Annotated in this window: 17 protein-coding genes; 12 read left to right on the top strand and 5 right to left on the bottom strand. The window is 41.2% G+C overall.

Annotated features, from left to right (window positions below; translation table 11 throughout):
* The first annotated feature begins 8 nt into the window (after positions 1 to 8).
* The 8 genes from AB5443_RS17585 (at position 9) to AB5443_RS17550 (ending at position 12,896) form a co-directional block, all read left to right on the top strand.
* The gene (locus AB5443_RS17585) at positions 9 to 1,718 is read left to right on the top strand and encodes a RagB/SusD family nutrient uptake outer membrane protein (RefSeq protein ID WP_277132407.1); all 1,710 of its coding nucleotides are present in this window, start codon (positions 9 to 11) and stop codon (positions 1,716 to 1,718) included.
* Between the two features lie 5 nt (positions 1,719 to 1,723).
* The gene (locus AB5443_RS17580; RefSeq protein WP_277132405.1) at positions 1,724 to 2,203 is read left to right on the top strand and encodes a hypothetical protein; all 480 of its coding nucleotides are present in this window, start codon (positions 1,724 to 1,726) and stop codon (positions 2,201 to 2,203) included.
* Between the two features lie 95 nt (positions 2,204 to 2,298).
* Positions 2,299 to 4,134, top strand: coding sequence for a DUF4838 domain-containing protein (locus AB5443_RS17575; RefSeq protein ID WP_277132403.1), 1,836 nt, complete (start codon positions 2,299 to 2,301; stop codon positions 4,132 to 4,134).
* A 72-nt stretch (positions 4,135 to 4,206) separates the two neighbouring features.
* Positions 4,207 to 6,195, top strand: a complete 1,989-nt coding sequence (locus AB5443_RS17570; RefSeq protein WP_277132401.1) for a family 20 glycosylhydrolase — start codon at positions 4,207 to 4,209, stop codon at positions 6,193 to 6,195.
* Positions 6,196 to 6,229: 34 nt separating this feature from the next.
* Entirely contained in the window at positions 6,230 to 8,764 is a 2,535-nt protein-coding gene (locus AB5443_RS17565; RefSeq protein ID WP_277132399.1) for a DUF5703 domain-containing protein, read from the top strand.
* A gap of 246 nt (positions 8,765 to 9,010) precedes the next feature.
* Positions 9,011 to 10,102 (top strand): DNA polymerase IV, encoded by a 1,092-nt coding sequence (gene dinB / locus AB5443_RS17560; RefSeq protein WP_277132397.1) that lies wholly within the window; start codon positions 9,011 to 9,013, stop codon positions 10,100 to 10,102.
* A 107-nt stretch (positions 10,103 to 10,209) separates the two neighbouring features.
* On the top strand, positions 10,210 to 12,144 hold the full coding sequence (locus AB5443_RS17555) for a heparinase II/III family protein (RefSeq protein ID WP_044654922.1): 1,935 nt from the start codon (positions 10,210 to 10,212) through the stop codon (positions 12,142 to 12,144).
* A gap of 50 nt (positions 12,145 to 12,194) precedes the next feature.
* Positions 12,195 to 12,896, top strand: coding sequence for a DUF4627 domain-containing protein (locus tag AB5443_RS17550; RefSeq protein ID WP_277132394.1), 702 nt, complete (start codon positions 12,195 to 12,197; stop codon positions 12,894 to 12,896).
* Between the two features lie 91 nt (positions 12,897 to 12,987).
* On the opposite strand, the gene AB5443_RS17545 is transcribed toward AB5443_RS17550, so the two are convergent.
* A complete protein-coding gene (locus tag AB5443_RS17545) occupies positions 12,988 to 14,166 on the bottom strand; it encodes an aminopeptidase C (protein ID WP_277132392.1) in 1,179 nt (392 codons plus the stop codon).
* A 97-nt stretch (positions 14,167 to 14,263) separates the two neighbouring features.
* The gene (locus AB5443_RS17540) at positions 14,264 to 14,401 is read right to left on the bottom strand and encodes a hypothetical protein (protein ID WP_004301914.1); all 138 of its coding nucleotides are present in this window, start codon (positions 14,399 to 14,401) and stop codon (positions 14,264 to 14,266) included.
* 299 nt (positions 14,402 to 14,700) lie between these two features.
* Between AB5443_RS17540 and AB5443_RS17535 the strand changes: the two genes are divergently transcribed.
* The 4 genes from AB5443_RS17535 to AB5443_RS17520 all read left to right on the top strand — a co-directional run bounded on the left by AB5443_RS17535 (position 14,701) and on the right by AB5443_RS17520 (position 19,696).
* A complete protein-coding gene (locus AB5443_RS17535) occupies positions 14,701 to 17,391 on the top strand; it encodes a transglutaminase domain-containing protein (protein ID WP_277132370.1) in 2,691 nt (896 codons plus the stop codon).
* Between the two features lie 136 nt (positions 17,392 to 17,527).
* Entirely contained in the window at positions 17,528 to 17,908 is a 381-nt protein-coding gene (locus AB5443_RS17530; protein WP_073347889.1) for a hypothetical protein, read from the top strand.
* Between the two features lie 127 nt (positions 17,909 to 18,035).
* On the top strand, positions 18,036 to 18,464 hold the full coding sequence (locus tag AB5443_RS17525) for a LapA family protein (RefSeq protein WP_277132367.1): 429 nt from the start codon (positions 18,036 to 18,038) through the stop codon (positions 18,462 to 18,464).
* Positions 18,465 to 18,481: 17 nt separating this feature from the next.
* Entirely contained in the window at positions 18,482 to 19,696 is a 1,215-nt protein-coding gene (locus tag AB5443_RS17520) for a sodium ion-translocating decarboxylase subunit beta (RefSeq protein ID WP_022138750.1), read from the top strand.
* A 14-nt stretch (positions 19,697 to 19,710) separates the two neighbouring features.
* On the opposite strand, the gene AB5443_RS17515 is transcribed toward AB5443_RS17520, so the two are convergent.
* The 3 genes from AB5443_RS17515 to AB5443_RS17505 all read right to left on the bottom strand — a co-directional run bounded on the left by AB5443_RS17515 (position 19,711) and on the right by AB5443_RS17505 (position 22,541).
* Positions 19,711 to 20,460: a copper homeostasis protein CutC gene (locus tag AB5443_RS17515; protein WP_277132365.1), complete on the bottom strand. Its 750-nt coding sequence runs from the start codon at positions 20,458 to 20,460 to the stop codon at positions 19,711 to 19,713.
* Positions 20,461 to 20,596: 136 nt separating this feature from the next.
* A complete protein-coding gene (rny, locus tag AB5443_RS17510; protein ID WP_022138752.1) occupies positions 20,597 to 22,132 on the bottom strand; it encodes a ribonuclease Y in 1,536 nt (511 codons plus the stop codon).
* 118 nt (positions 22,133 to 22,250) lie between these two features.
* The gene (locus AB5443_RS17505) at positions 22,251 to 22,541 is read right to left on the bottom strand and encodes a cell division protein ZapA (protein ID WP_022138753.1); all 291 of its coding nucleotides are present in this window, start codon (positions 22,539 to 22,541) and stop codon (positions 22,251 to 22,253) included.
* Positions 22,542 to 22,547: the final 6 nt, after the last annotated feature.

Below are 22,547 nucleotides of genomic sequence, written 5' to 3'. Positions count from 1 at the left end.
GAAAATATATGAAAAAATATTTATATATAGCATTGATGATGGTATGTGGATTGGCATCTTGTGATGTACTTGATACAGAACCAATGGACTCATACAACGAACTTTTAATATGGCGTAATAAAGAACTGGCCGAAAATGTATTGAAAGAAGCTTATTGGACAATTCTTAAAGATTTGTATTGTTCGGGAGATAATAATACAGAGTGTTTGCGTACAGATTCGTGGACTGATAATGTTTGGAATAAGGATAATAATTCAGTTGCAGCAGAGGCTATTTCTCCCACAAATATAAAAGACAACATAGGGGACTTTAACAGATATTCTTATATTCGAAAGGCGAGTCTTATCATAGAAAAATTGACTGGCAATTCCGACATTGACGAACAAAGTTGTAAACAGTTTATAGCCGAAGCTCGCTGTCTGCGTGTAATGGTATATGACTGGATGGTACGTCGTTGGGGAGGAGTGATGCTTGTTGATAAGCTGATGACTCCAAGTGATGAGATGTTAATGTCCCGTGCTTCAGAAGAGGATATGTATAAGTTTATGGTAAATGAATTGAAATTGGCCATTCCCGATCTACCTTCAACTGCCAATAAAGAGCGCTTCACTAAGGGAGCTGCACTCACCTTACTGACACGTGTATCCTTGGAGGGGGGGCTTTATGATGAAACCATTGCTGCCGGAGAGCAGCTGTTTGAAGGAGAAGAGGCCGCCAATTGGAACATAGATCCTGAATATCGTAAAATGTTTGGTAGTTTTTCTTATCCGGAAACGAGCCCGGAAATTCAGTTCTATTTTACACAAGGAGATAAAAAACAGGTTTGTGACAATTTACTTCCTATGTATGTCGCTGGTACATTATCACCCGGACGAAATACCATGGGACCTGAGATTAAAGATAAAATAGATGTATGGTGTGCTAATTGGCCTTCTCATGAATTGACAGAAGCCTATCTGGCTATTGATGTGGACGGTGATCAGACAGCAAAGCATTATACGGAAACTGCCAGATGGAAAAATGCTCCTGTAAAGACTGCTGCCATTATGTATAGTAATAGAGACAAACGTTTGGATGCTACTATTTGTTATGATGGTACCACTTATTTCACTACTTCTATTGAAATGGATACTAAAGGCAATTGTTATTGGGAAAATACACAGAACCACGGTTTTATGACTCAAAGCGGATATATGTGGCGCAAATACGTTTATGAATTGGATGGTACAGATGCACTTCCCGGATATCAGGTTCTTTATGATTTTCGTTATATTCTTCTCAGATTAGGAGAAGCTAGTCTTAATTATGCTGAGGCACTTGGTCGTAAGGGTGAAATAGAAAAAGCTATCAAAGTGATGAATATGACTCGTACTCAACACGGTGGATTACCCGCTTTGTCGGAAAGTTCTTCAGCGGCAGACTTCTGGAAATTTTATAAGATAGAACGTCGGGTAGAACTGGCTTTGGAGGGTGATCGTTATTTTTCAGTTATTCGTTGGGCAAAAGTGGAAAATGCCACTTCTGTACCTGAGTTTAACAAACGTACACACTGCATTATTATTGATGGTGATGATGATACGTTTACCTTAATTGATACCAGTCACGGAAGTTCAACAGGGAGTGATCGGGTATTCTCTTGGCCCAAACGTATGTATTTCCCGTTACCTGAGTCGGAGACTATGTCTAATCCTAATTTGCAACAAAATAAATATTGGTAATGAATATGAATAAATTTATAAATATTTGGAGGCTAAGTGCCTTTATGGTCTGTATGTTGTTGACGCTGTCTTCTTGTCTGGAGGCAGGACTGGACGAACTGGAATCTTATGATGATGCGGAAATCACAGGATTTAAGTTTGAACATCGTTGGGAACAAGCGATGAATGGTGGAAATAATACTCAATTGGGAGTTGTTTCATTGCCTACTGATGTGAAAATAGAGGGGAATACTATTTCTTGTACAATCACTGTGCCTGAAGCGGGAAATCCAAGTTTTTTCACAGAAGAAATACGTAATAGTGTAAAATTGGAGAAGATTGTAGGTATTGCTACTATTTCTACTGCCTCTACTATTTATCCGTTGGATGGTGCACCTGTTTTAGGTAAATGGGGGGATTTTTCCAAAGCGTGTAAATATAAGGTTGTTGCGGCCGATGGTAGAACAACCAAAGAATGGGTTATACAATGTACGTTGAAAAAGTAACTTTAATAGGCAGTTAGTATATAGAGGGGATAAAACATTATTTGAGTGTCCTGTCCCCTCTTTTTTTCTTTAATTTTATAAATGATGAAAGTTTCATGAAATATATATATGTTGTCCTTGTGCTATTGATGGCAATATCTTTACATGCTAAAAATGGAAAGATGGTTTTGGAAAGTGGAAGAACTTATTATGTTTATACTTGTCCTGATGCACCTGAAGTTGTAATTCATGCAGCTGAAGAATTGAGCAAGTATATCATTCAAGTATTTAAAGCTTCATGTATTCAACGGTCTGTTTCATTGAAACAATCTGAAATGTTGGTACTTGCCCAAGAAACATGCGATATAAACAGCATTCTACCGACAAATACAAAACTTGGTGAAGATGGATATTATTTGTCCATACAAAAAGATGCTATTGTCATTGGTGGACAGAATGGTAGAGGTGTTCTATATGGAGTATATTCATTTTTAGAAAAATATGTAGGATGTCGATGGTATAGTTCTGAAGTTTCTTTCATTCCTTTATTAAATAAAAAGCAATTGCCTTTTATAGAAGAAAGCTATACACCAATTGTGAAATGGCGAGAAGTCTATTATTATGATTTATGTGATCCTGTTATTGCCGCACAACTGAAACTGAATGGGAATACGCTTCGAAAGGGGTTGACAGCTCCTGATAGATGGGCTATAAAAGGTGGGCATCATGCAGATTGGGGACTATGGTGTCATTCACTTTATGATGTAGTTTCTCCCAGTCTTTATGATACTCATCCTGAGTATTTTTCTGAAATTGAGGGAAAAAGAATTCAGCCGCGTTCGGAGGGAACGCAGTTATGCCTGACTAATCCCGACCTTCCTTTTCATGCTGTAAATTCTTTAAATCGACTGATTCAAACAGCACAGACAGAAGTCCCTGTATGGGCTGATTCATTAGCACATTATTGGAGTGTGAGTCAAATGGACGGAAAAGGGAACTGTACTTGCCGGCAATGTCAAACATCTGATTTGTATGATGGAAGTCCTAGCGGAACGATGTTGAAATTTGTAAATCAAATAGCTGAGCACTTTCCGCACAAGAAAATAGCTACTTTAGCTTATACTTACACCAGAAAGGCACCGTTATATACTAAACCGGCATCTAATGTTGTAATTCAAATGTGTGCAATAGAAACAGCCCGACAAGGTATTAATTTTCCTATTGCTACTTCTAATATTCATGCTGCATTCAGAAAGGATTTGGTGGATTGGGGAAAAATTTGTAATGAGATATTGGTTTGGGATTATGTTGTCCAATTCCAAAACTTAATTTCTCCATTTCCTAATTTCAGTACTATGCAGGATAATATCAATTTCTATACAGCTCATAATGTATCAGCTATTTTTTGTCAAGGAAACAGAGAGAAAGGAGGAGAGTTTGCAGAGTTACGTGGTTATTTGCTAGCTAAATTATTGTGGAATCCACAATGCGATATGAAACAGGAAATGGATGATTTTTTAACAGGATATTATGGTAAAGCAGGAGTTTATATCAAGCAATATATTGCAGATATGGAACAAGCATTAAAAAAATCAAGAGCCATACTTTCTATGGATGGTGATCCTGAAGCTCATCGTGAAGGTTACCTGTCAAAAGAATGCATAGAGCGTTACAAACATTGGTTTGATTTGGCTGAAAATGCTGTAGCAGACCAACCGGATGTATTGAAACGGGTTCGGAAAGAGCGAATGGCTATAATGTACGCTCAAATTCGTTTGGAATATGGCACGAGAGAAGAACGGAAGCAACTGCTTGCTCAATTAATCCAATTGGCTCAAGAAAATGATGTTTGGATGTTCAGTGAAGTGGATAATCGTGAGGATCAAAGTGGAAATAGAGAGATGTTCTACCAAAAATACATGAATAAACTGAACAATGTATCCGTCAACTAATATAAAAGTTATATATTTATAGGTTATTTTCCCTTAGATGCGAATAATATTAATTTTGATAATCTTGAATTTATGAGAAAACTACTGTTTACTTTATATTGTTTGTCAGTGGCATGTTTTATTGTTTCTGCACAAGAACCTTGTCCAAGTGTTATTCCTGCTTTGCAACAATGGAAGGGGGGGAATGGAAAACTTTTCTTGCCTGCTGAAGGGCGTATCGTTGTAAATCCTGATAATGAAGTGCAACTTTTATCCACTGCCCGGATATTGGTCGATGACTTGAAAGAATTAATGGACTGGAACTACACTATAAAAATAGGAAAGCCCCGGAAAAATGACATTTATCTCTCGCTGATCAACACCGATAAAGAGTTGGGGGATGAAGGGTATGTATTGGTTACCAATCATTATGCAAGTATTAAAGCGCCTACTGCGAAAGGACTTTTTTGGGGAACACGTAGTCTTTTACAGATTTTGTATAATCAGCAAGGTAAATTGCCGAAAGGGACAGCGCGTGACTTTCCAAAATTTCCTAATCGTGGATTTATGCTGGATGTAGCCCGTAAATTCTTCACATTAGACTATTTGAGGAAATATGTCAAGATACTTTCGTTTTACAAGATGAACGAGTTTCAAATTCATTTGAATGATAATGGCTTTCCTCAGTTCTTTAATAATGATTGGAATATGACTTATGCTGCTTTTCGTTTGGAAAGTGAACGTTTCCCCGGATTGACAGCCAAGGACGGTTCGTATACCAAACAGGAATTTTCGGATTTGCAACGCATGGGAATGGACTATGGAGTGAACGTCATTCCCGAAATAGATGTTCCTGCACACTCTCTTGCTTTTACGCACTACAAACCGGAAATTGGCAGCAAAGAATACGGAATGGATCACCTTGATCTTTACAAAGATGAAACTTATTATTTCCTCGATACTTTGTTTGATGAATATCTTTCCGGTGAACATCCTGTATTCATCGGGACCGATGTACATATCGGTACGGATGAATATAATAAGAAGGAGGCAGAACAATACCGTTATTTCACAGATCGTTATCTGAAATATATTGAAAAATATGGTAAGAATCCCCGTATGTGGGGAGGTTTGAAATGGCTTCCCGGTAAGACTCCCGTAAAGGCAGAAGGAGTGACTGTTAATGCATGGTCGTATGACTGGATAGATCCTGAAGCATCTTTAAAGGATGGGTATCAGCTGATAAACACATGTGACACATATCTTTATATTGTGCCGGGAGCAGGTTATTATCGTGAGTTTTTGGATCATAAGTGGATTTATGAATCATGGAGTCCGTGGTTGATGAACAGAAATCAGACACTTCCTGAAGGGACTCCTGGAGTATTAGGTGGAATGTTCGCTGTATGGAATGACATGTGTGGCAATGGTATTTCTGAACAGGATGTACATTTCCGTTCTTTCCCGGCCGTTCAGGTATTGGCGGAAAAGCTTTGGAAAGGGGATGAAAAGACTGTTCCTTATGAAACCTTTGAAGCTTTGTGTCATGTGATGCCGGAAGCTCCGGGAGTAAATTTACTGGCACGGATTCCTGAAGAAACACGTCTGACTCCTTCGGGAAAGATGTGTTCATTGAATGGTACAGATACTATTCATACTATTTTACAGGAAGTTGGCTATCCCTATGCAGTATCGTTTAAAATTTGGCCGGATAAAGATACTAATATTAGTGGTACTCTATTTGAAGGTCCCCATTCCAAAGTCTATACTAATTGGGAAAATACCGGACGGATTGCTTTTAGTCGTGACGGCTATGTTTTTCTTTTCAGTTCTTATCGCCTTCCGACAGAGGAATGGACAGATATTCGTATTGAAGGAGATTATAGAGGAACTTCTTTATACGTTAATGGTCAATTGCAAGAACGTTTGGAAGGGCGTAAGAAGAAAGTGTATTATGAGAAATACAAGCGTATGGATTATATGTCTTATCAGGAAACACTGGTTTTTCCTTTACGCCAAATAGGTGACCTGCTGAATGGATTCAAAGGAAAGATACAGGATGTAACTTGTGTACAGAAGTAAATGGGTAAATTACTATTAAAGAAAAGTTTGTAAAATGAAAAATATTGTTTCAGTTTTAATTGTTTTGTTTTGTAATATATATATTATACAAGCCTCTTCGCTTTTAAAAATTGACGATAACTATCTGAGTCAGCATGATATTGTCTATTTGGAACCGGAGTTCGACAGTTTCAATGGTTTTCCTTTAGGTAATGGTGATCTCGGAGGTATGTTGTGGTTTACCGACGAGGGTATTACCTTACAAATTAATAAAATAGATTTATATGATAAACCTGCTAATGGGAGGATGACTTTACGTTCGGCGGGACGGTTGAAAGTTAATTTAGGCGTACCGTGTTATAGCTATATGCATCTAGCTGATTTTGAAGCTCGTTTATCTTTGCAAAATGCAGATTTAAAGATTAAGAGTTCGACAGCATTTGCCGATACGGAGATAACATCTTGGGTAGATGCCAACTCTAATGTCTGGGTGATAGATTGTCAGGCTGATTATAAGAAAACGTTGCCTTCAGGAGCTGTAAATCGAATTTCTTTGGAGCGATGGGGCAGTCGTGACTTTGGTGGCTGGTACGGTTCACGTGACCGGGATGTGACCAATGGGTTAGGTACTGCAAAGGTGAATAAACAAGAAAATGACATTATTTTGGAAGAAAAGTTTGAAGGTGGTCTTTGTTTTACTATTGCGTGTCGGGTACTTGAGACTCCGACAGAGATTTTGCGTGTCAGTGACCGGGAGAATTCAATGATTACACCTTTGTCTTCTAAGCAGAAATATAAGATTTTGATATCAGTTGCCAGTTCTAACGATTCGGACAATCCGACTCAAGAGGCGATTTCATTACTGGATAAAGCGGAAGTAAAAACGCTTGCAGCCCTTCAAAAAGAACATATCAATTGGTGGAGTCACTTTTGGTCGAAGTCGTTCGTTCATCTGTCAGACAATTATCTGGAGAACATTTATTACATTCGCCGTTATCTCATGGGGAGTTCTTCACGGGGAAAATATCCGGTACCATTCAATGGCGGGTTATGGACTACTAATTATGATCATCGTCAGTGGACTACACCCCATCACTGGAATACTCAAGAATCTTATTGGGGACTTGCCGTTCAAAACGATTGTGAACTATTGCGACCTTATATTGAAACTTATGTCAATATGATTCCTCAAGGAAAAGCATTGGCCAGAAAGAAAGGGACAAAAGGTGGGCTGTTAATAACTGAGGCGCACGACTTTTCAGGTAACATGGTTAGTGCAAACTGGGGAAATATGACAACGAATTATACTCCGGCCAGTCAGATAAGTAAAATAATGTGGGAGTATTATGCCTATACTCAAGATATCGATTATCTTAAGAATACAATTTATCCATTTATGAAAGAGGCAGCAGATTTCTACTTGAATTTCCTCCAGTGGGATGATGTCCGAAAAGAATTTTATATTTATCCGGCACAACCTTACGAACATGAATGGAGTAGTAAATTGAAGAATACAATAACAGACAGATACATGATTGAGTCATTATTTAAAAATTGTATTAAAGCTGCTCAAGACCTGAATGTGGACAAGTCAAAGATAAAACAATGGAAACATGTCATATCGCATTTATGGGCTCCTCCGATTTTGGATGTACCCGAAAAAGGAAAGGTTTTTGGATTGGCGTTTACAGAAAATAATGAAGTGTATCCGGATGCGAAATCAAATATACAAGGTTATCATTTTGACGCACATACTACAGCTGTTTTTCCGGCAGGTGTGCTTGGGTTGAACCATAAAGGGACTGACTATTTTGAGATAGCCCGAAACATAGCTTTACATCATCCAAAGAATCGGAATGCCATTACTCCCGGAGCAATTGTTTCCGCACGGTTGGGATTAGGAGATAAAGTATTGGAGCGGTTACAATGCAGTGTTAACTATCTGCAGCATTTCAATCAAGGGTTATTTTACAATTTAGACCATTGGCATTATTTTTCTCGTTACGTTGATCAGATTCCTGATGCCGAGTTATATACTCAGCGCGACTATATGTATGATTCGAGATTGACTTATAATCGTCCCGAAGCCGGAAAATCGGGTTTTCGGACGAAACCTTTTGTTCAATGCGGTATGGAAACAATGGGCATTGTGGGGACGGCTATCAATGAGATGCTACTTCAAAGTCATGAGGGGAAGATAAGAGTTTTTCCGGCTATTCCATCTAAATTTGCAGCTGCTTTTACGTTGCGTTCTGAGGGAGCTTTTATCGTATCTTCGGCTATAGATAGTTTAGAAACCATTTCTTTTGTCGAAATCAAAAGTCTGGCGGGAAAAGAATGCAGAATACAGAATCCTTGGGGAAATGAGCCTGTTCAGGTTGTAACGTCCAGCAACCAGAATGTCAATATTGAGGTCAATAAAGACAACATGATTTCTTTTAAAACTACTATTGGAGAATCTTATATAATAAAGAAAAAGAGTAGTAATACACTTCCCATACCTGAAACATATCATGCTACACGTAATATGCTACCAAAGAAATACGGAGAGGCCATGTTGGGTAAAGAATGTACATTTATAGACCGCTAAATTATAGCTTATAATATACTTGTTGATAGAATGGAAAGCATAGCCTTAATTTCTCTGAAGTTATGCTTTCCATTCTTCTTATGGTTTTTGCAATTCCTTATCTTATAGTAGAGATGTTATCTAAATGACTTTAAAATGTCTCAGTGCTCTAAATATCTATAAAAATCATAACCATATTATTTCTTGAACCGATAAGCGGGAATTATTCGGGAATTTATAGTAAGTTTGCTCTGCTAATTCCCTAAAATGAGTCAGAGAAAGATTATACATATCGACATGGACGCCTTCTATGCCTCTGTAGAACAGCGTGATAATCCTGAACTTCGCGGCAAACCTTTGGCGGTGGGGCATGCTGAAGAGAGGGGAGTCGTGGCTGCTGCCAGTTACGAAGCCCGGCGTTACGGAGTCCGTTCTGCTATGTCTTCACTAAAAGCGAAGCATCTTTGTCCCCAACTTATTTTTGTATCCGGCAGGATGGATGTCTATAAGTCTGTTTCCCGGCAGATACATGAGATTTTCCATGAATATACCGACATTATTGAACCTCTTTCTTTGGATGAGGCTTTTCTCGATGTAACAGAAAACAAGAAAGGCATTTCCTTGGCTGTGGATATAGCGAAAGAGATTAAACAGAAGATTCGCGAACAACTGAATCTAATAGCGTCTGCCGGAATATCTTATAATAAATTCCTGGCTAAAATAGCTTCTGATTATCGCAAACCAGATGGATTATGCACCATCCATCCGGAACAGGCACTTGATTTTATAGCCCGTCTTCCCATCGAATCTTTTTGGGGAGTAGGTCCTGTAACTGCCAAAAAGATGCATTTGCTTGGTATCAGTAATGGATTCCAATTACGGAAATGTTCCCTTGAGATGTTGACAGCGCACTTTGGTAAAGTGGGAGCTCTTTACTATGAATGTGCACGCGGTATTGACGAACGTCCGGTGGAAGCAGTCCGTATCCGTAAATCCATCGGGTGTGAACGTACGTTGGAACGGGATATTTCGGCTCATTCTTCTGTTATTATCGAACTGTATCACGTGGCGGTAGAATTGATTGAACGCCTGAACCGTAAAGATTTTAAAGGGAATACACTGACACTGAAAATCAAGTTTCATGATTTTAGTCAGATAACCCGAAGCGTCACACAGTCACAGGAACTGACAACTTTGGACAGGGTGCTTCCACTAGCCAAGGAATTACTTAAAAGTGTGGAATATGAACAGCACCCGATCCGGCTTATCGGACTTTCCGTATCCAATCCGAAAGAAGAAGCGGATGAGCAACATGGTGTCTGGGAGCAGTTGAGTTTTGAATTTAGTGACTGGGAATAGTACGATTTTTGAAGTATGTACTTTTTTGTCATCAGGTTCGTATGATTTGCTCACCTTACTTTTATAGAGATGCGCTATCTTTGTCCTGCTTAAATGAACAAAATACCATGAATCGAATGAAACATTTGCTTTGTGTTCTTCTGGTAGCAGCTTTGGGAAGCTTCTCTTTCAAAGCTAACGCTTACACTGAACGCAACATGCTGCAAAAAGCGGCAGACGAAGCTACGTTGAAAAACGTGTTAGTAATGAAACAAGCTTGGGTGCCATATCCTGCTTATACAGACCGCGCCGCCTGGGACTCACTGATGGGGCCCAACAAACAACGTCTCATCGAAGCTGGTGAGAAACTCCTCAACTACAAATGGCAACTGATCCCTGCCACCGCTTATTTGGAATACGAACGTACCGGTAACCGGAAAGTGATGGAAGTTCCTTATGACGCCAACCGTCAGGCACTCAATACGCTGATGCTTGCAGAATTAGCCGAAGGTAAAGGCCGCTTTATCGACCAACTGCTGAACGGAGCTTATATGAGTTGTGAAATGAATTCATGGGTTTTATCCGCACACTTGCCCCGCCAGAGCAGTAAACGTTCACTTCCTGATTTCCGTGAACAGATTATCGACCTTGGTTCAGGCGGCTACGGAGCTTTGATGGCTTGGGTACACTATTTCTTCCGCAAGCCATTCGATAAAATCAATCCTGTCGTATCTTTGCAAATGCGCAAGGCAATCAAAGAACGCATCCTCGACCCGTATATGAATGATGATGATATGTGGTGGATGGCCTTCAACTGGCAGCCGGGAGAGATTATCAACAACTGGAATCCCTGGTGTAACTCCAACGCGCTGCAATGTTTCTTCCTGATGGAAAACAACAAGGAAAAGTTGGCAAAAGCCGTTTATCGCTCCATGAAATCCGTAGATAAGTTCATCAATTTCGTGAAATCCGACGGGGCTTGCGAAGAAGGGACGTCCTACTGGGGACATGCTGCAGGAAAACTCTATGACTATCTTCAAATTCTTTCTGATGGTACAGGTGGTAAAATATCTCTTTTCAACGAACCGATGATTCGTCGGATGGGAGAATATATGTCGCGTTCTTACGTTGGCGATGGATGGGTAGTGAATTTTGCCGATGCTTCAGCAAAAGGCGGTGGCGATCCTTTGCTGATTTACCGCTTTGGTAAAGCTGTAAACAGCGATGAAATGATGCATTTTGCAGCATATTTGCTGAATGGCAGGAAACCGTATGCTACAATGGGTAATGATGCTTTTCGTTCGCTTCAATCCCTGCTTTGCTGTAATGATTTGGCAAAAGCCACTCCGATACATGATATGCCGGACGTCACATGGTATCCCGAAACGGAATTCTGTTATATGAAGAATAAAAGTGGTATGTTTGTTGCTGCTAAAGGCGGATTCAATAATGAAAGTCATAACCATAATGATGTAGGAACTTTCTCCTTGTATGTTAATACGATTCCTGTGATTATTGATGCCGGTGTAGGTACTTATACGAAACAGACATTCGGCAAAGACCGCTATACGATTTGGACAATGCAAAGCAATTATCATAATTTACCGATGATTAATGGGGTGCCGCAGAAATACGGGCAACAGTACAAGGCTACAAATACGGTTTGCAATGAGAAGAAAAATCTTTTCTCTACGGATATAGCCGCTGCTTATCCGGTGGAAGCGAAAGTGAAGAGTTGGGTTCGTTCTTATGCACTTGATAATAATAAACTTATGATCGGTGATGTTTATACATTGGACGAAGTTATTGCCCCTAATCAGGTGAATTTCCTAACTTGGGGGAATGTCACTTTCCCATCAGCCGGAAAGATTCGGATTGAAGTAAAGGGACAGAAGGTGGAAATGCACTATCCGCCTCATTTTAAGGCCGGATTGGAAACAATCAAGTTGGATGATCCGCGCCTGTCCAATGTATGGGGTAAGGAGATTTACCGCATTACACTAAAGACAGAAGAAAAGAAAGAGACTGGGAAATATGGATTTGTTATACAACAAGTGAAGTAGATATTGAAAGTTAGAAGAAATATAGATATAATTAATTAAATTACAGTAAGATGAAAAAAGTATTATTTGCCGGCCTTTTGGCTATTGCAGGAGTTAGCGTAAGCGCTCAGAATCTGATTAAAAATGAGAAGTTCGCTACAGAAGTGACCAATAAGGTGACTAATGTCAACAAAGCTACCGCAGGCGAATGGTTTATCCTGAATAATGAAGCGGACGGAGTGACTACCATTACGTGGGAGCAAACTGGTGATGCCAAGTATCCGAATGCCATGAAGATAGATAATTCGGGTGCTGCAAAAAATACGTCCTGGTATAAAGCTTTTCTGGGACAGCGTGTGACAGATGGATTGGAGAAAGGCATCTACGTTCTCACTTTCTATGCGAAAGCCAAAGAAGCAGGTACTCCGGTAAGTGTGTATATCAAGCAGACCAACGAAGAAAAGAATGACAATGGCAAGTACAATACTACATTCTTTATGCGTCGGGATTACGATGCCGATTCTCAGCCGAATGCTTCGGGCGCACAATACAACTTCAAGATTAAAGATGCTGATAAGTGGACTAAAGTAGTGGTTTATTACGATATGGGACAAGTGGTAAATACTATGAGTAGTAAGAAAGCCAATGCTGATTTGGAAGTGTCCGATACGGACGATGACGCTGCTATCTTGAAAGATTGCTGTATAGCTATTCTTGCTCAGAACAAAGGTGGTGTTGTAGAAATCAGTGATGTAACGCTGAAAAAGAAATAAAAGGATGAGGTTTTTAATAGTAGGTTAATAGAAAACAGGGCGATCAAGTAGTGATACTTTGTCGCCCTGTTTTATTGGGAAATAATCTCTTTTATTTAATTCCGAGTTTCTTTCTCAGTTCTTTGGGCAAAGAATCTTTGTGTACCATGATGCTTATTGTCTTTGCGCGTACGTAGCTTTCAGACATATTCTGGTATCCTCCGAATTTATTGCCGTCTGCTCCCCAGGAATTCTTGGTAATGTAATATTTGGTACCATTCTGGTCTTTTACGATACCGGTGATATGCATCAGATGGTCATCAGTTGTCACAAACTTTTCATATCCTTCCTGGCGGATTTCAGGCGTTACATTGATTTCCGGATAAGGATGCTCAAATTTGAACACTTCTTCCATACGCTGGTACTTGGGCATTGCTTCGAAACGTGCACGGTCGGTAGTAGAGTAGTCTTTCACATCTTCCACTTGCGGGTTGATAGCTACTCCGTTTTTATAAGAGAAACCTTGTTCGCTGACATCACCGTCCCAGCATACGGTATATCCATTGTTCAGTGCGTGGTCGATGGCGCTCATCAGTTCATCCAACGGAAGATTATACATCTGTTGGTTTTCCCAGTTGTCAGGAACTTCGGGTGAGAAAGTCTCGTAATAAGGTTTATGGGTAAAACTGGTCAGCTCTATATAGTCATTCATGTTCAGTCCCAGACTTTCTGTGAAAGATTGGGGAGTATATTCCTTTCCTTTGTAGGTGAATTTTTCAGGGAGTTTTCCCAAGTAAGTATCAAACAGATTATTGATGAGGGCGTAAAATTCAGGAGTCCGCTTTTTGGAAGCGATGTTAGCGTCCACCAAAGCCTTGAAATAGCGTGTCAATGCTCCATGATTATGGTCTTTTTTATCGTTAAGCAAACCGGAATAAGCTTCCTCGGGAACGATACCCACTTGTTTATAGGCATTTGTGAATGTATGAGCCAAACTCCCTTCTCCAATGTTTCCCTTTCCGCGACGGAGATAATTGTCTTCCATCTGATTCATGTACTTCTGGCGGACGATATACATCTCCGACAGATTATATTCTCCCTTTCCCATGCGGAGCAGTTCGGATTCCATGAAAGAGACGGTGGCAAAGCACCAGCAAGTACCTGTGGAACCTTGATCCTTGACGGGAGTCGCTTTGTGGGACACAACGGTTGTGAATTCATAACCGGGTGTTTGTGCAAAAGAAGTTGCAGCTAAAAGAAGCAACGCAACCGACATTAATAATTTCTTCATGATATATGTGTTTTATTATCTTTTGAGTACAAAAGTATAAAAAAAGCGAGGATACTCGAAAGTTCCTCGCCCAAATTCATATAATTAGTGTGTTTATTTACATGGCAACCTGCTGTGACAGCAGTTTTTGAAGTTTACCGTTCAAGGTTTGGCACATTGCACCATTTCCCATTGCTTGATAGCGCTTAATACGGTACTGTAACATCATAATTTTTTCATTTGCATTCTTTTTCATAATTTGTTTCCTCTTTTTTTGCCCCCCACGTTTTGAAGAGCGGTTTTACATCTTGTTTTCTTTATTAACACTGCAAAGGTACAAAATGTTTTTGAAATATATGCTGTAAAACATAAAAATCTTCTTTTTATTTTGATTTTTCTTTTTAAAGGAGGTTCGGACACGGTAGATGTTACAAACCTATTACATACATTTACAGCTACTTGTGCTGTCTTTCAGAAAAAAACTTGTAATTTTGTGGATGTGTACTTTGGTATGCATATTTATTTGACTATCGTTTATTTAATTAACACATAAATATGAAAACACTCGTCCGTCTTTTGCTTGTCCCGTATTTCTCTGTATTATTATTTTCATGCAGTGAATCCCATTTTTTGAAAGAAGAAGCTTATCGTAATCAGGTACTTCAGGATTTTGAGCAAAAACAACAGGCTCTTCCCGATGGGAATCTGTTTACCATCCTTTCGGATAGTACTTTGACTCTCTCCGAGCGTGAAGCGCTGATGTTTCTTTATGCCTATATGCCGATAGGGGATATAACAGACTATCCCGGGGTATATTATCTGAAAAATATTCGTCTTTCCGAACAGGCTCGCAGTGAGATGCCTTGGGGAAAGAGTGTAACCGATGAGTTATTCCGGCACTTTGTATTGCCTGTCCGTGTGAATAATGAGAATTTGGATGAATCCCGGGAAGTATTTTATGAAGAACTGAAAGAACGGGTGAAAGGTCTTTCGATGAAGGATGCGATTTTAGAGGTAAATCACTGGTGCCATGAGAAAGTGGTATATCGTCCGAGTGATGCCCGTACCAGTTCGCCGCTAGCTTCGGTGCAAACGGCCTATGGACGTTGCGGGGAAGAGTCTACTTTTACTGTTGCCGCATTGCGCTCGGTCGGAATTCCTGCCCGTCAGGTATATACTCCCCGTTGGGCGCATACGGATGATAATCATGCCTGGGTAGAAGCCTGGGCGGATGGCAAGTGGTATTTCTTTGGTGCTTGCGAGCCCGAACCGGTGCTGAACCTCGGTTGGTTCAATGCGCCCGCAAGTCGTGGAATGTTGATGCATACAAAGGTTTTCGGTCGTTATAACGGGCCGGAGGAGATTATGCTTGAGACTCCGAATTATACCGAGATTAATGTGATAGATAATTATGCTCCTACGGGAAAGGCAGTGGTCATGGTGACTGATGCTGACGGTCAGCCTGTCATTGGTGCGAAGGTGGATTTCAAAGTTTATAATTACGCCGAGTTTTATACGGTTGCCACTAAATATACCGGTGCGGACGGTCAGGCTTCGTTGACAGCCGGACAGGGAGATATGTTGGTATGGGTTTCCAAAGACGGTAAATTCGGTTATGGTAAACTGTCTTTTGGCAAAGATGATAAGCTGGTTCTTGCTTTGGATAAGAAAGAGGGAGAAGCATATGCATTCGATTTGGACATTGTTCCACCCGCGGAAGGAGCGAATCTGCCGGAAGTAACTCCGGAACAACGTAAGGAAAATGATTTCCGGCTGGCTAAGGAAGATTCTATTCGCAATGCTTATGTAGCAACGATGATGACTGAAGAACGTGCTAGAGAAGCACTTGACCAGGAAGCTCTTGCCAGATTCAATATAAGCGATGAAGATAAAGAGAAAATGGTAAAGATATTGGTTGCTTCCCGGGGAAACTATAAGACGTTGCTTCATTTCATAAAAATAGCTTCAAATCTGACCGAAGAACGTTTTGACTTTGCTTTGGCACTATTGCAGCAACTTTCTGCCAAAGATTGGAGGGATGTATCTATTTATTGCCTGGTTGATTATCTACAGATTACCACTGAGCATGAAAGTGCCGAGATGGTCAACCCGCGTGTGGAAAACGAAATGTTGACGCCTTATTGCTATAATCTCAATGCTGCATTTTCGCGAAAAGAGAAAGAAGCCTTTGTGGAAGAACCATCCCGTTTGGTTGAATGGTGTAAGAAAGAGATTAAGATTAACAATGAACTGAATTCCCAGCGTATCCCTATTTCTCCGGTAGGAGTGTGGAGAGCTCGTGTTGCGGATGAAAAGTCACGTGATATTTTCTTTGTGGCAATGGCTCGTGCTTTCGGCATACCTGCCCAAATAGATAAGGTGACGGGAAAAGTGCAGTATGTGAATAAAGAAGGACGTACTATAGATGTGGATTTTGCGGAAAGTACACCGGTGCAGGCTGCTACCGGACTGTTGCGTGCCACATACAAACCAATCCGTTCATTACCCGATCCGAAGTATTATTCCCATTTTACTCTTTCCAAATTCAAGGACGGTGTATTCCAACTGTTGAACTATGACGAAGGGGATGCCGATATGGGTGCAGGTACTACATGGTCAAATCTGTTGAAGAATGGCACTCCACTGGATGCCGGTTATTATATGCTGGTCACCGGAACGCGTATGGCAAGCGGAGCGGTACTTTCCAAAGTTACTTTCTTTACCATAGAACCGGACAAGACGACAACCATTGATTTGATTATGAGAGAAAGTGACGAACAAGTACAGGTAATTGGAAATTTCAACTCGGAATCATTGTATATTCCTGTATCGGGCGGTAACTCATCTGCAACGCAGAGCCTTCTTCAAACTTGTGGAAGAGGTTATTTTGTGGTTGGTGTGTTGGGAGTAGGGCAGGAGCCTACTAATCATGCATTGCGGGATATAGCCGCTTTAGGCAGCGAGTTCGAGAAATGGGGTCGGAAAATAGTCCTCCTTTTCCCGTCCGAAGAACAATATAAGAAATTCCATCCTGTAGAGTTTCAGGGGTTGCCGTCTACCATTACTTATGGCGTAGATATGGATAATAGCATTCAGCAGCAAATTGCTAAATCCATGAATCTCTCCAATCAGAATGTTCTGCCCATGTTTATCATTGCCGATACATTCAACCGTGTGGTCTTTGTTTCTCAAGGATATACCATCGGCCTGGGCGAGCAATTGATGAAAACCATTCACGGATTGTAGAAAGAACGGATTGTAGAAAGAACAGAGCGAAGAAGGGACAGAAAGTAGTAATGCAGTGTGACAGTATGCAATAATCGTTAATTCTCTGTATAGAGCGCACTTTTATGCGAATTAATTGTTACGTTTGTAGAGAGTTATGATAAAGTATCTTTTGTGCATATTGTCACTTGCATTCTTACTTATTGGAGGTAGTCTGTCTACCCATAAAGAAGATGTCCGGGGATTTCGGGAAACAACCGTAATCTCTTTGGAGAATGACGCAGTCACTGCTACGACATTCACTTCAACTCCGGCAGAGAGCCATTCCTTAGGAATCCTGACTACTTTCTCACTTCCACGAAACATAACTCCCGTCAGGACATTGAAGTTTAATGATATTCCCGTCATTGTCCAGTTATTAAGTTCCCGCTCTTTCCGTTTGCCCGAGGACAAAAGGAAAATTCTTCTTTCCGACACTAATTATCTGAAATATTCTAATAGGTATTACATTTATACCTTGGCACATATCTTGATTTAGCCTTTCTTTTGCCATAACTATTCCTGGGAATTTGTGCAAATATGTTTTATAAGTCCGGATAATATTCATTTCCGGGCATGCCGTGTTTGTGCATAAATGATTATACAACCTATTTTTTTATACTACTATGATTCATTTATTACTATCTACGTTGGCTATGATGGGGTTGACCTTTCTCATAGGCTTTTTCGTTGCGACAGTGATTAAGTTAATAGCTTATGCTGCCGATTCATTTGACTTTTACAGTTCCCACCGGTTGGAGTTACTTCGTCTGCATCGCTGGCGGCAACATCGTCAGAAAGTGGAAAAGCTCGTCAGGCAGATACCGCTTGAGACGGAAGAATCCATGGGAGATTACCGTGAAGACTTCAGCCGTGGCATCAACCGTAACTTTACCGGTTATGCGGGTTATTATCATGGTGTGAGTCCGGGGGCTTCGGACGAAACCCTGATGGATTATTATTATCCACGGGATACCCGCGAATTCTTTCTTAAAGAGGAAGAACGGGCGCATATCAACAAGAAAAACTTCAAGAAATCAGCTTCTGACAAATAATAAAAAAGACATTCATTATGGAAAATATAGATTTTGCGACCTTATTTCAAGGTATTGGTACAATGATGGCAAGCGGTTGGTTCCTCGCTTCTGCCAGAATCTTTTTGGTACTTCTCGGTTTGTTACTTATTTATTTAGGTTGGAAAGGCGTGCTCGAGCCCATGGTTATGATTCCGATGGGGCTGGGAATGGTAGCTATCAACTGTGGAACACTGATTATGCCCGACGGTACACTGGGTAATCTCTTTCTCGACCCGATGCTTTCGGATACGGACGCATTGATGAATACAATGCAGATAGACTTCCTGCAACCTGTCTACACGCTTACATTCAGTAACGGACTGATAGCCTGTTTTGTCTTTATGGGCATCGGGACACTTCTGGATGTCGGCTTCCTGCTTCAGAAACCATTTGCAAGTATCTTCCTTGCACTGTGTGCGGAGCTAGGAACTTTCCTGACAGTGCCTATCGCCGCCGCTCTCGGACTAACTTTGAAAGAAAGCGCCTCTGTGGCTATGGTAGGCGGTGCTGATGGCCCGATGGTGCTGTTTACTTCGCTGGCTTTGGCAAAACATCTGTTTGTCCCTATCACGGTAGTTGCCTATCTTTATTTAGGATTAACATACGGTGGCTATCCTTACCTGGTAAAACTCCTGGTTCCCAAACGTCTCCGTGCAATCAAGATGGTAACGAAGAAAGCTCCGAAAAACTATGATGCAAAAGTAAAGTTGGCCTTCTCCGCTATTCTTTGTGCCGTTCTTTGTTTCCTGTTCCCGGTTGCTTCGCCCTTATTCTTCTCCTTGTTCCTCGGAGTTGCCGTCCGTGAGTCCGGTATGAAACATATTTATGATTTTGTAAGCGGCCCATTGCTTTATGGCTCTACCTTTATGTTAGGGGTATTGTTGGGCGTACTCTGCGACGCACACTTATTGCTCGATCCGAAGATTCTTAAATTATTGGTTTTGGGTATCGTAGCTTTGTTACTTTCCGGTATCGGTGGAATCTTGGGCGGTTATATCATGTACTTTATCAAACGGGGAAACTATAATCCGGTGATTGGCATAGCCGCGGTAAGTTGTGTACCTACTACCGCAAAAGTTGCCCAGAAGATTGTCAGCAAGGACAATCCCGACTCATTCGTTTTAGGCGATGCCTTGGGAGCTAATATATCCGGCGTAATCACCTCGGCCATTATCACGGGTATTTATATCACAATCATACCTTATTTATAAGGATATGATCTGAATTATGAAGATATAGCCTGAACCGTATCCATGACTCTCCGGGCGGTCGTTACGTTTCGTTCATATTCGTCGATATGTACAGTACCGCCCATAGATACCGATTTGTTTTTGTACTCCATGCCACTTTTTATGCTTTCACGGGCAGAGAAGTGAAACTCCCGTATCCCTGTTTCATAGGAGATTCGGGCAATATTCTTTTCATTCACACCGCATCCGGCAAGTAAGATAATTCTTCCCGCTGCCTGTTTTTGTAGTGCTTTAAGTAGAGGAATACCTTGTTCGGCAGTAGCCTGCTGTCCGGAAGTAAGAATCCGGTTACAACCGAGTTCTATAATTTGTTCGAGTGCCTCTTCAGGATTGCGGCAAACGTCGAAAGCCCGGTGGAAAGTGACGGATAACCCTTGTGAGGCTTTCATTAACTCTTGCATGACGACGGAGTCAATCTCCCCATTAGCAGTCAGGCATCCGAAAACCACCCCGTCAACTTCGAGTTGCTTAGCCATCTCTATATCTTTCAGCATTGTCTTGACTTCTATAGGTGAGTAGAGAAAGTCTCCACCCCGGGGACGGATAATAACGTGCAGCCGGGTAGTGTCCAGCACTTCATGCGCCATGGATATTTCTCCGTAAGACGGTGTCGTTCCGCCTTCCGGTATACCGGCACATAATTCTACCCGATTGGCTCCGCCTGCCTGGGCGGCGAGACAACTTTCTACAGAATTGGCACAAACTTCGAATTGAAACTTTTTCATAGGTTGATGAGTAAGGGATAAAAAGTGATTTATGTATTTAAAAAGCAATGAGTATCTTTAAAAAGGAAACGGGCATTTATTAAAAAAGGGCGAATTGCTTCGCCCTTTTATCTTTGTTTTCTTTTTTGATTTGGTCTTATTTAGCGAAGCTAACCGCACGTGTCTCACGGATTACGGTAATCTTCACTTGTCCCGGATAAGTCATTTCATCCTGAATCTTCTTGGCGATTTCGCCCGACAGGTTTTCAGTTTGCTTATCATCAATCTTATCCGCACCAACGATAACGCGGAGTTCGCGTCCTGCCTGGATTGCATAAGTCTTTGTTACACCCGGATAAGCCATCGCCAATTGTTCGAGGTCATTCAAGCGCTTGATATAAGCCTCAACGATTTCGCGGCGTGCGCCCGGACGTGCACCTGAAATAGCGTCACATACCTGTACGATAGGAGCGAGCAAACTGGTCATTTCCGTTTCGTCATGGTGAGCACCGATAGCGTTGCAGATATCCGGTTTTTCCTTATATTTCTCTGCGAGCTTCATACCCAGCAAAGCGTGTGGCAATTCCGGTTCTTCATCAGGCACTTTACCTATATCATGCAGCAAACCTGCGCGTTTTGCTTTCTTCGGGTTCAGTCCCAGTTCCGATGCCATTACAGCACAAAGATTGGCTGTTTCACGAGCGTGTTGCAACAAGTTCTGACCGTAAGAAGAGCGATATTTCATCTTACCGATAATACGGATCAATTCAGGATGCAAACCGTGGATACCAAGGTCGATCGTAGTACGTTTACCAGTTTCGATGATTTCTTCCTCTACCTGTTTGCGTACCTTAGCTACCACTTCCTCAATACGTGCCGGATGAATACGTCCGTCAGTAACAAGCTGATGCAGTGCCAAACGTGCGATTTCACGGCGAACCGGGTCGAAAGCTGAAAGCACAATAGCTTCAGGAGTATCGTCTACAACGATTTCAACACCTGTGGCTGCTTCCAGTGCACGGATATTACGTCCTTCGCGTCCGATAATACGTCCTTTGATTTCGTCAGATTCGATATGGAATACCGTAACAGAGTTTTCAATGGCAGTTTCCGTAGCTACCCGTTGGATAGACTGAACGACAATACGTTTCGCTTCCTTGTTGGCAGTCAGCTTGGCATCATCCATGATGTCGTTGATGAATGACTGAGCCTGCGTTTTAGCTTCCTCTTTCAAGGATTCCACCAAACGTTCTTTTGCTTCATCGGCAGACAGTCCGGAGATTGCTTCCAACTTGTCAATTTCCTGCTGTTGCAGTCTGTCCAGTTCCTCTTTCTTCTTGTCGACAATCACCAGTTGCGCTTCCAGGTTCTCTTTGACAGCTTCGGCTTCCATCTTTTTGCGCTGGATTTCTTCCTGGCGCTGTCCGAGCACCATTTCACGTTGTTTCAGTTTGTTTTCCGCCTGTTGAATCTTCTGATTCCGCAGTGCTACTTCCTTTTCAAGGTCTGCTTTCTTATTCAGGAACTTCTCCTTCACTTCCAGCAGCTTGTTTTTCTTAATTACTTCCGCTTCTGTCTCTGCTTCTTTCAGGATATTCTCGTATCTGGACTTCAGTGCATACCGGAATAGTATGTATGAAAAGACTCCACCTACGATGAAGCAAGCAATTGCTGTTGCTATTATTGCTATCATTCTACATTTAATTTAATATATAAATAAAAACGCACCGCCAAATATCTGGGCAGGTTCTTGCCCGGATATTGTGCAGTGCGTGGTTGTTTTTCTCTTATCAGCGAATAGCCGGTCAGGTTTATTCCTCTTTGAAATAATCTTCCAACAATTCATTTAGTTCTTTTACCTTCTCCGTATAGGGGCTGGTATCATTACGTTGCAATAATTGCAGTCTCTCTAACGAGAACTGATAGGCTACCATGGCAATAATCTTTTCCGGTTCGAGGTTCTTGTAAACTTCCCGGTACTTATTAAGCCTGATATTTACCTGCTTGGCGGCTTCCCGTACCATTTCTTCTTCCTCACGGTTGATGGTTAACGGGTAGTTTGAGTCTGCTATCTGCAGGTTTATCTTTATTTTATCGTTCATACATCT

Origin of the sequence: Bacteroides sp. RTP21281st1_H5_RTP21281_210402, assembly GCF_040918965.1 — a bacterium.
GTDB lineage: Bacteria > Bacteroidota > Bacteroidia > Bacteroidales > Bacteroidaceae > Bacteroides > Bacteroides congonensis.
The sequence above is the reverse complement of the archived record's forward strand: the minus strand, read 5'-3'. Positions and strand labels throughout refer to the sequence as shown.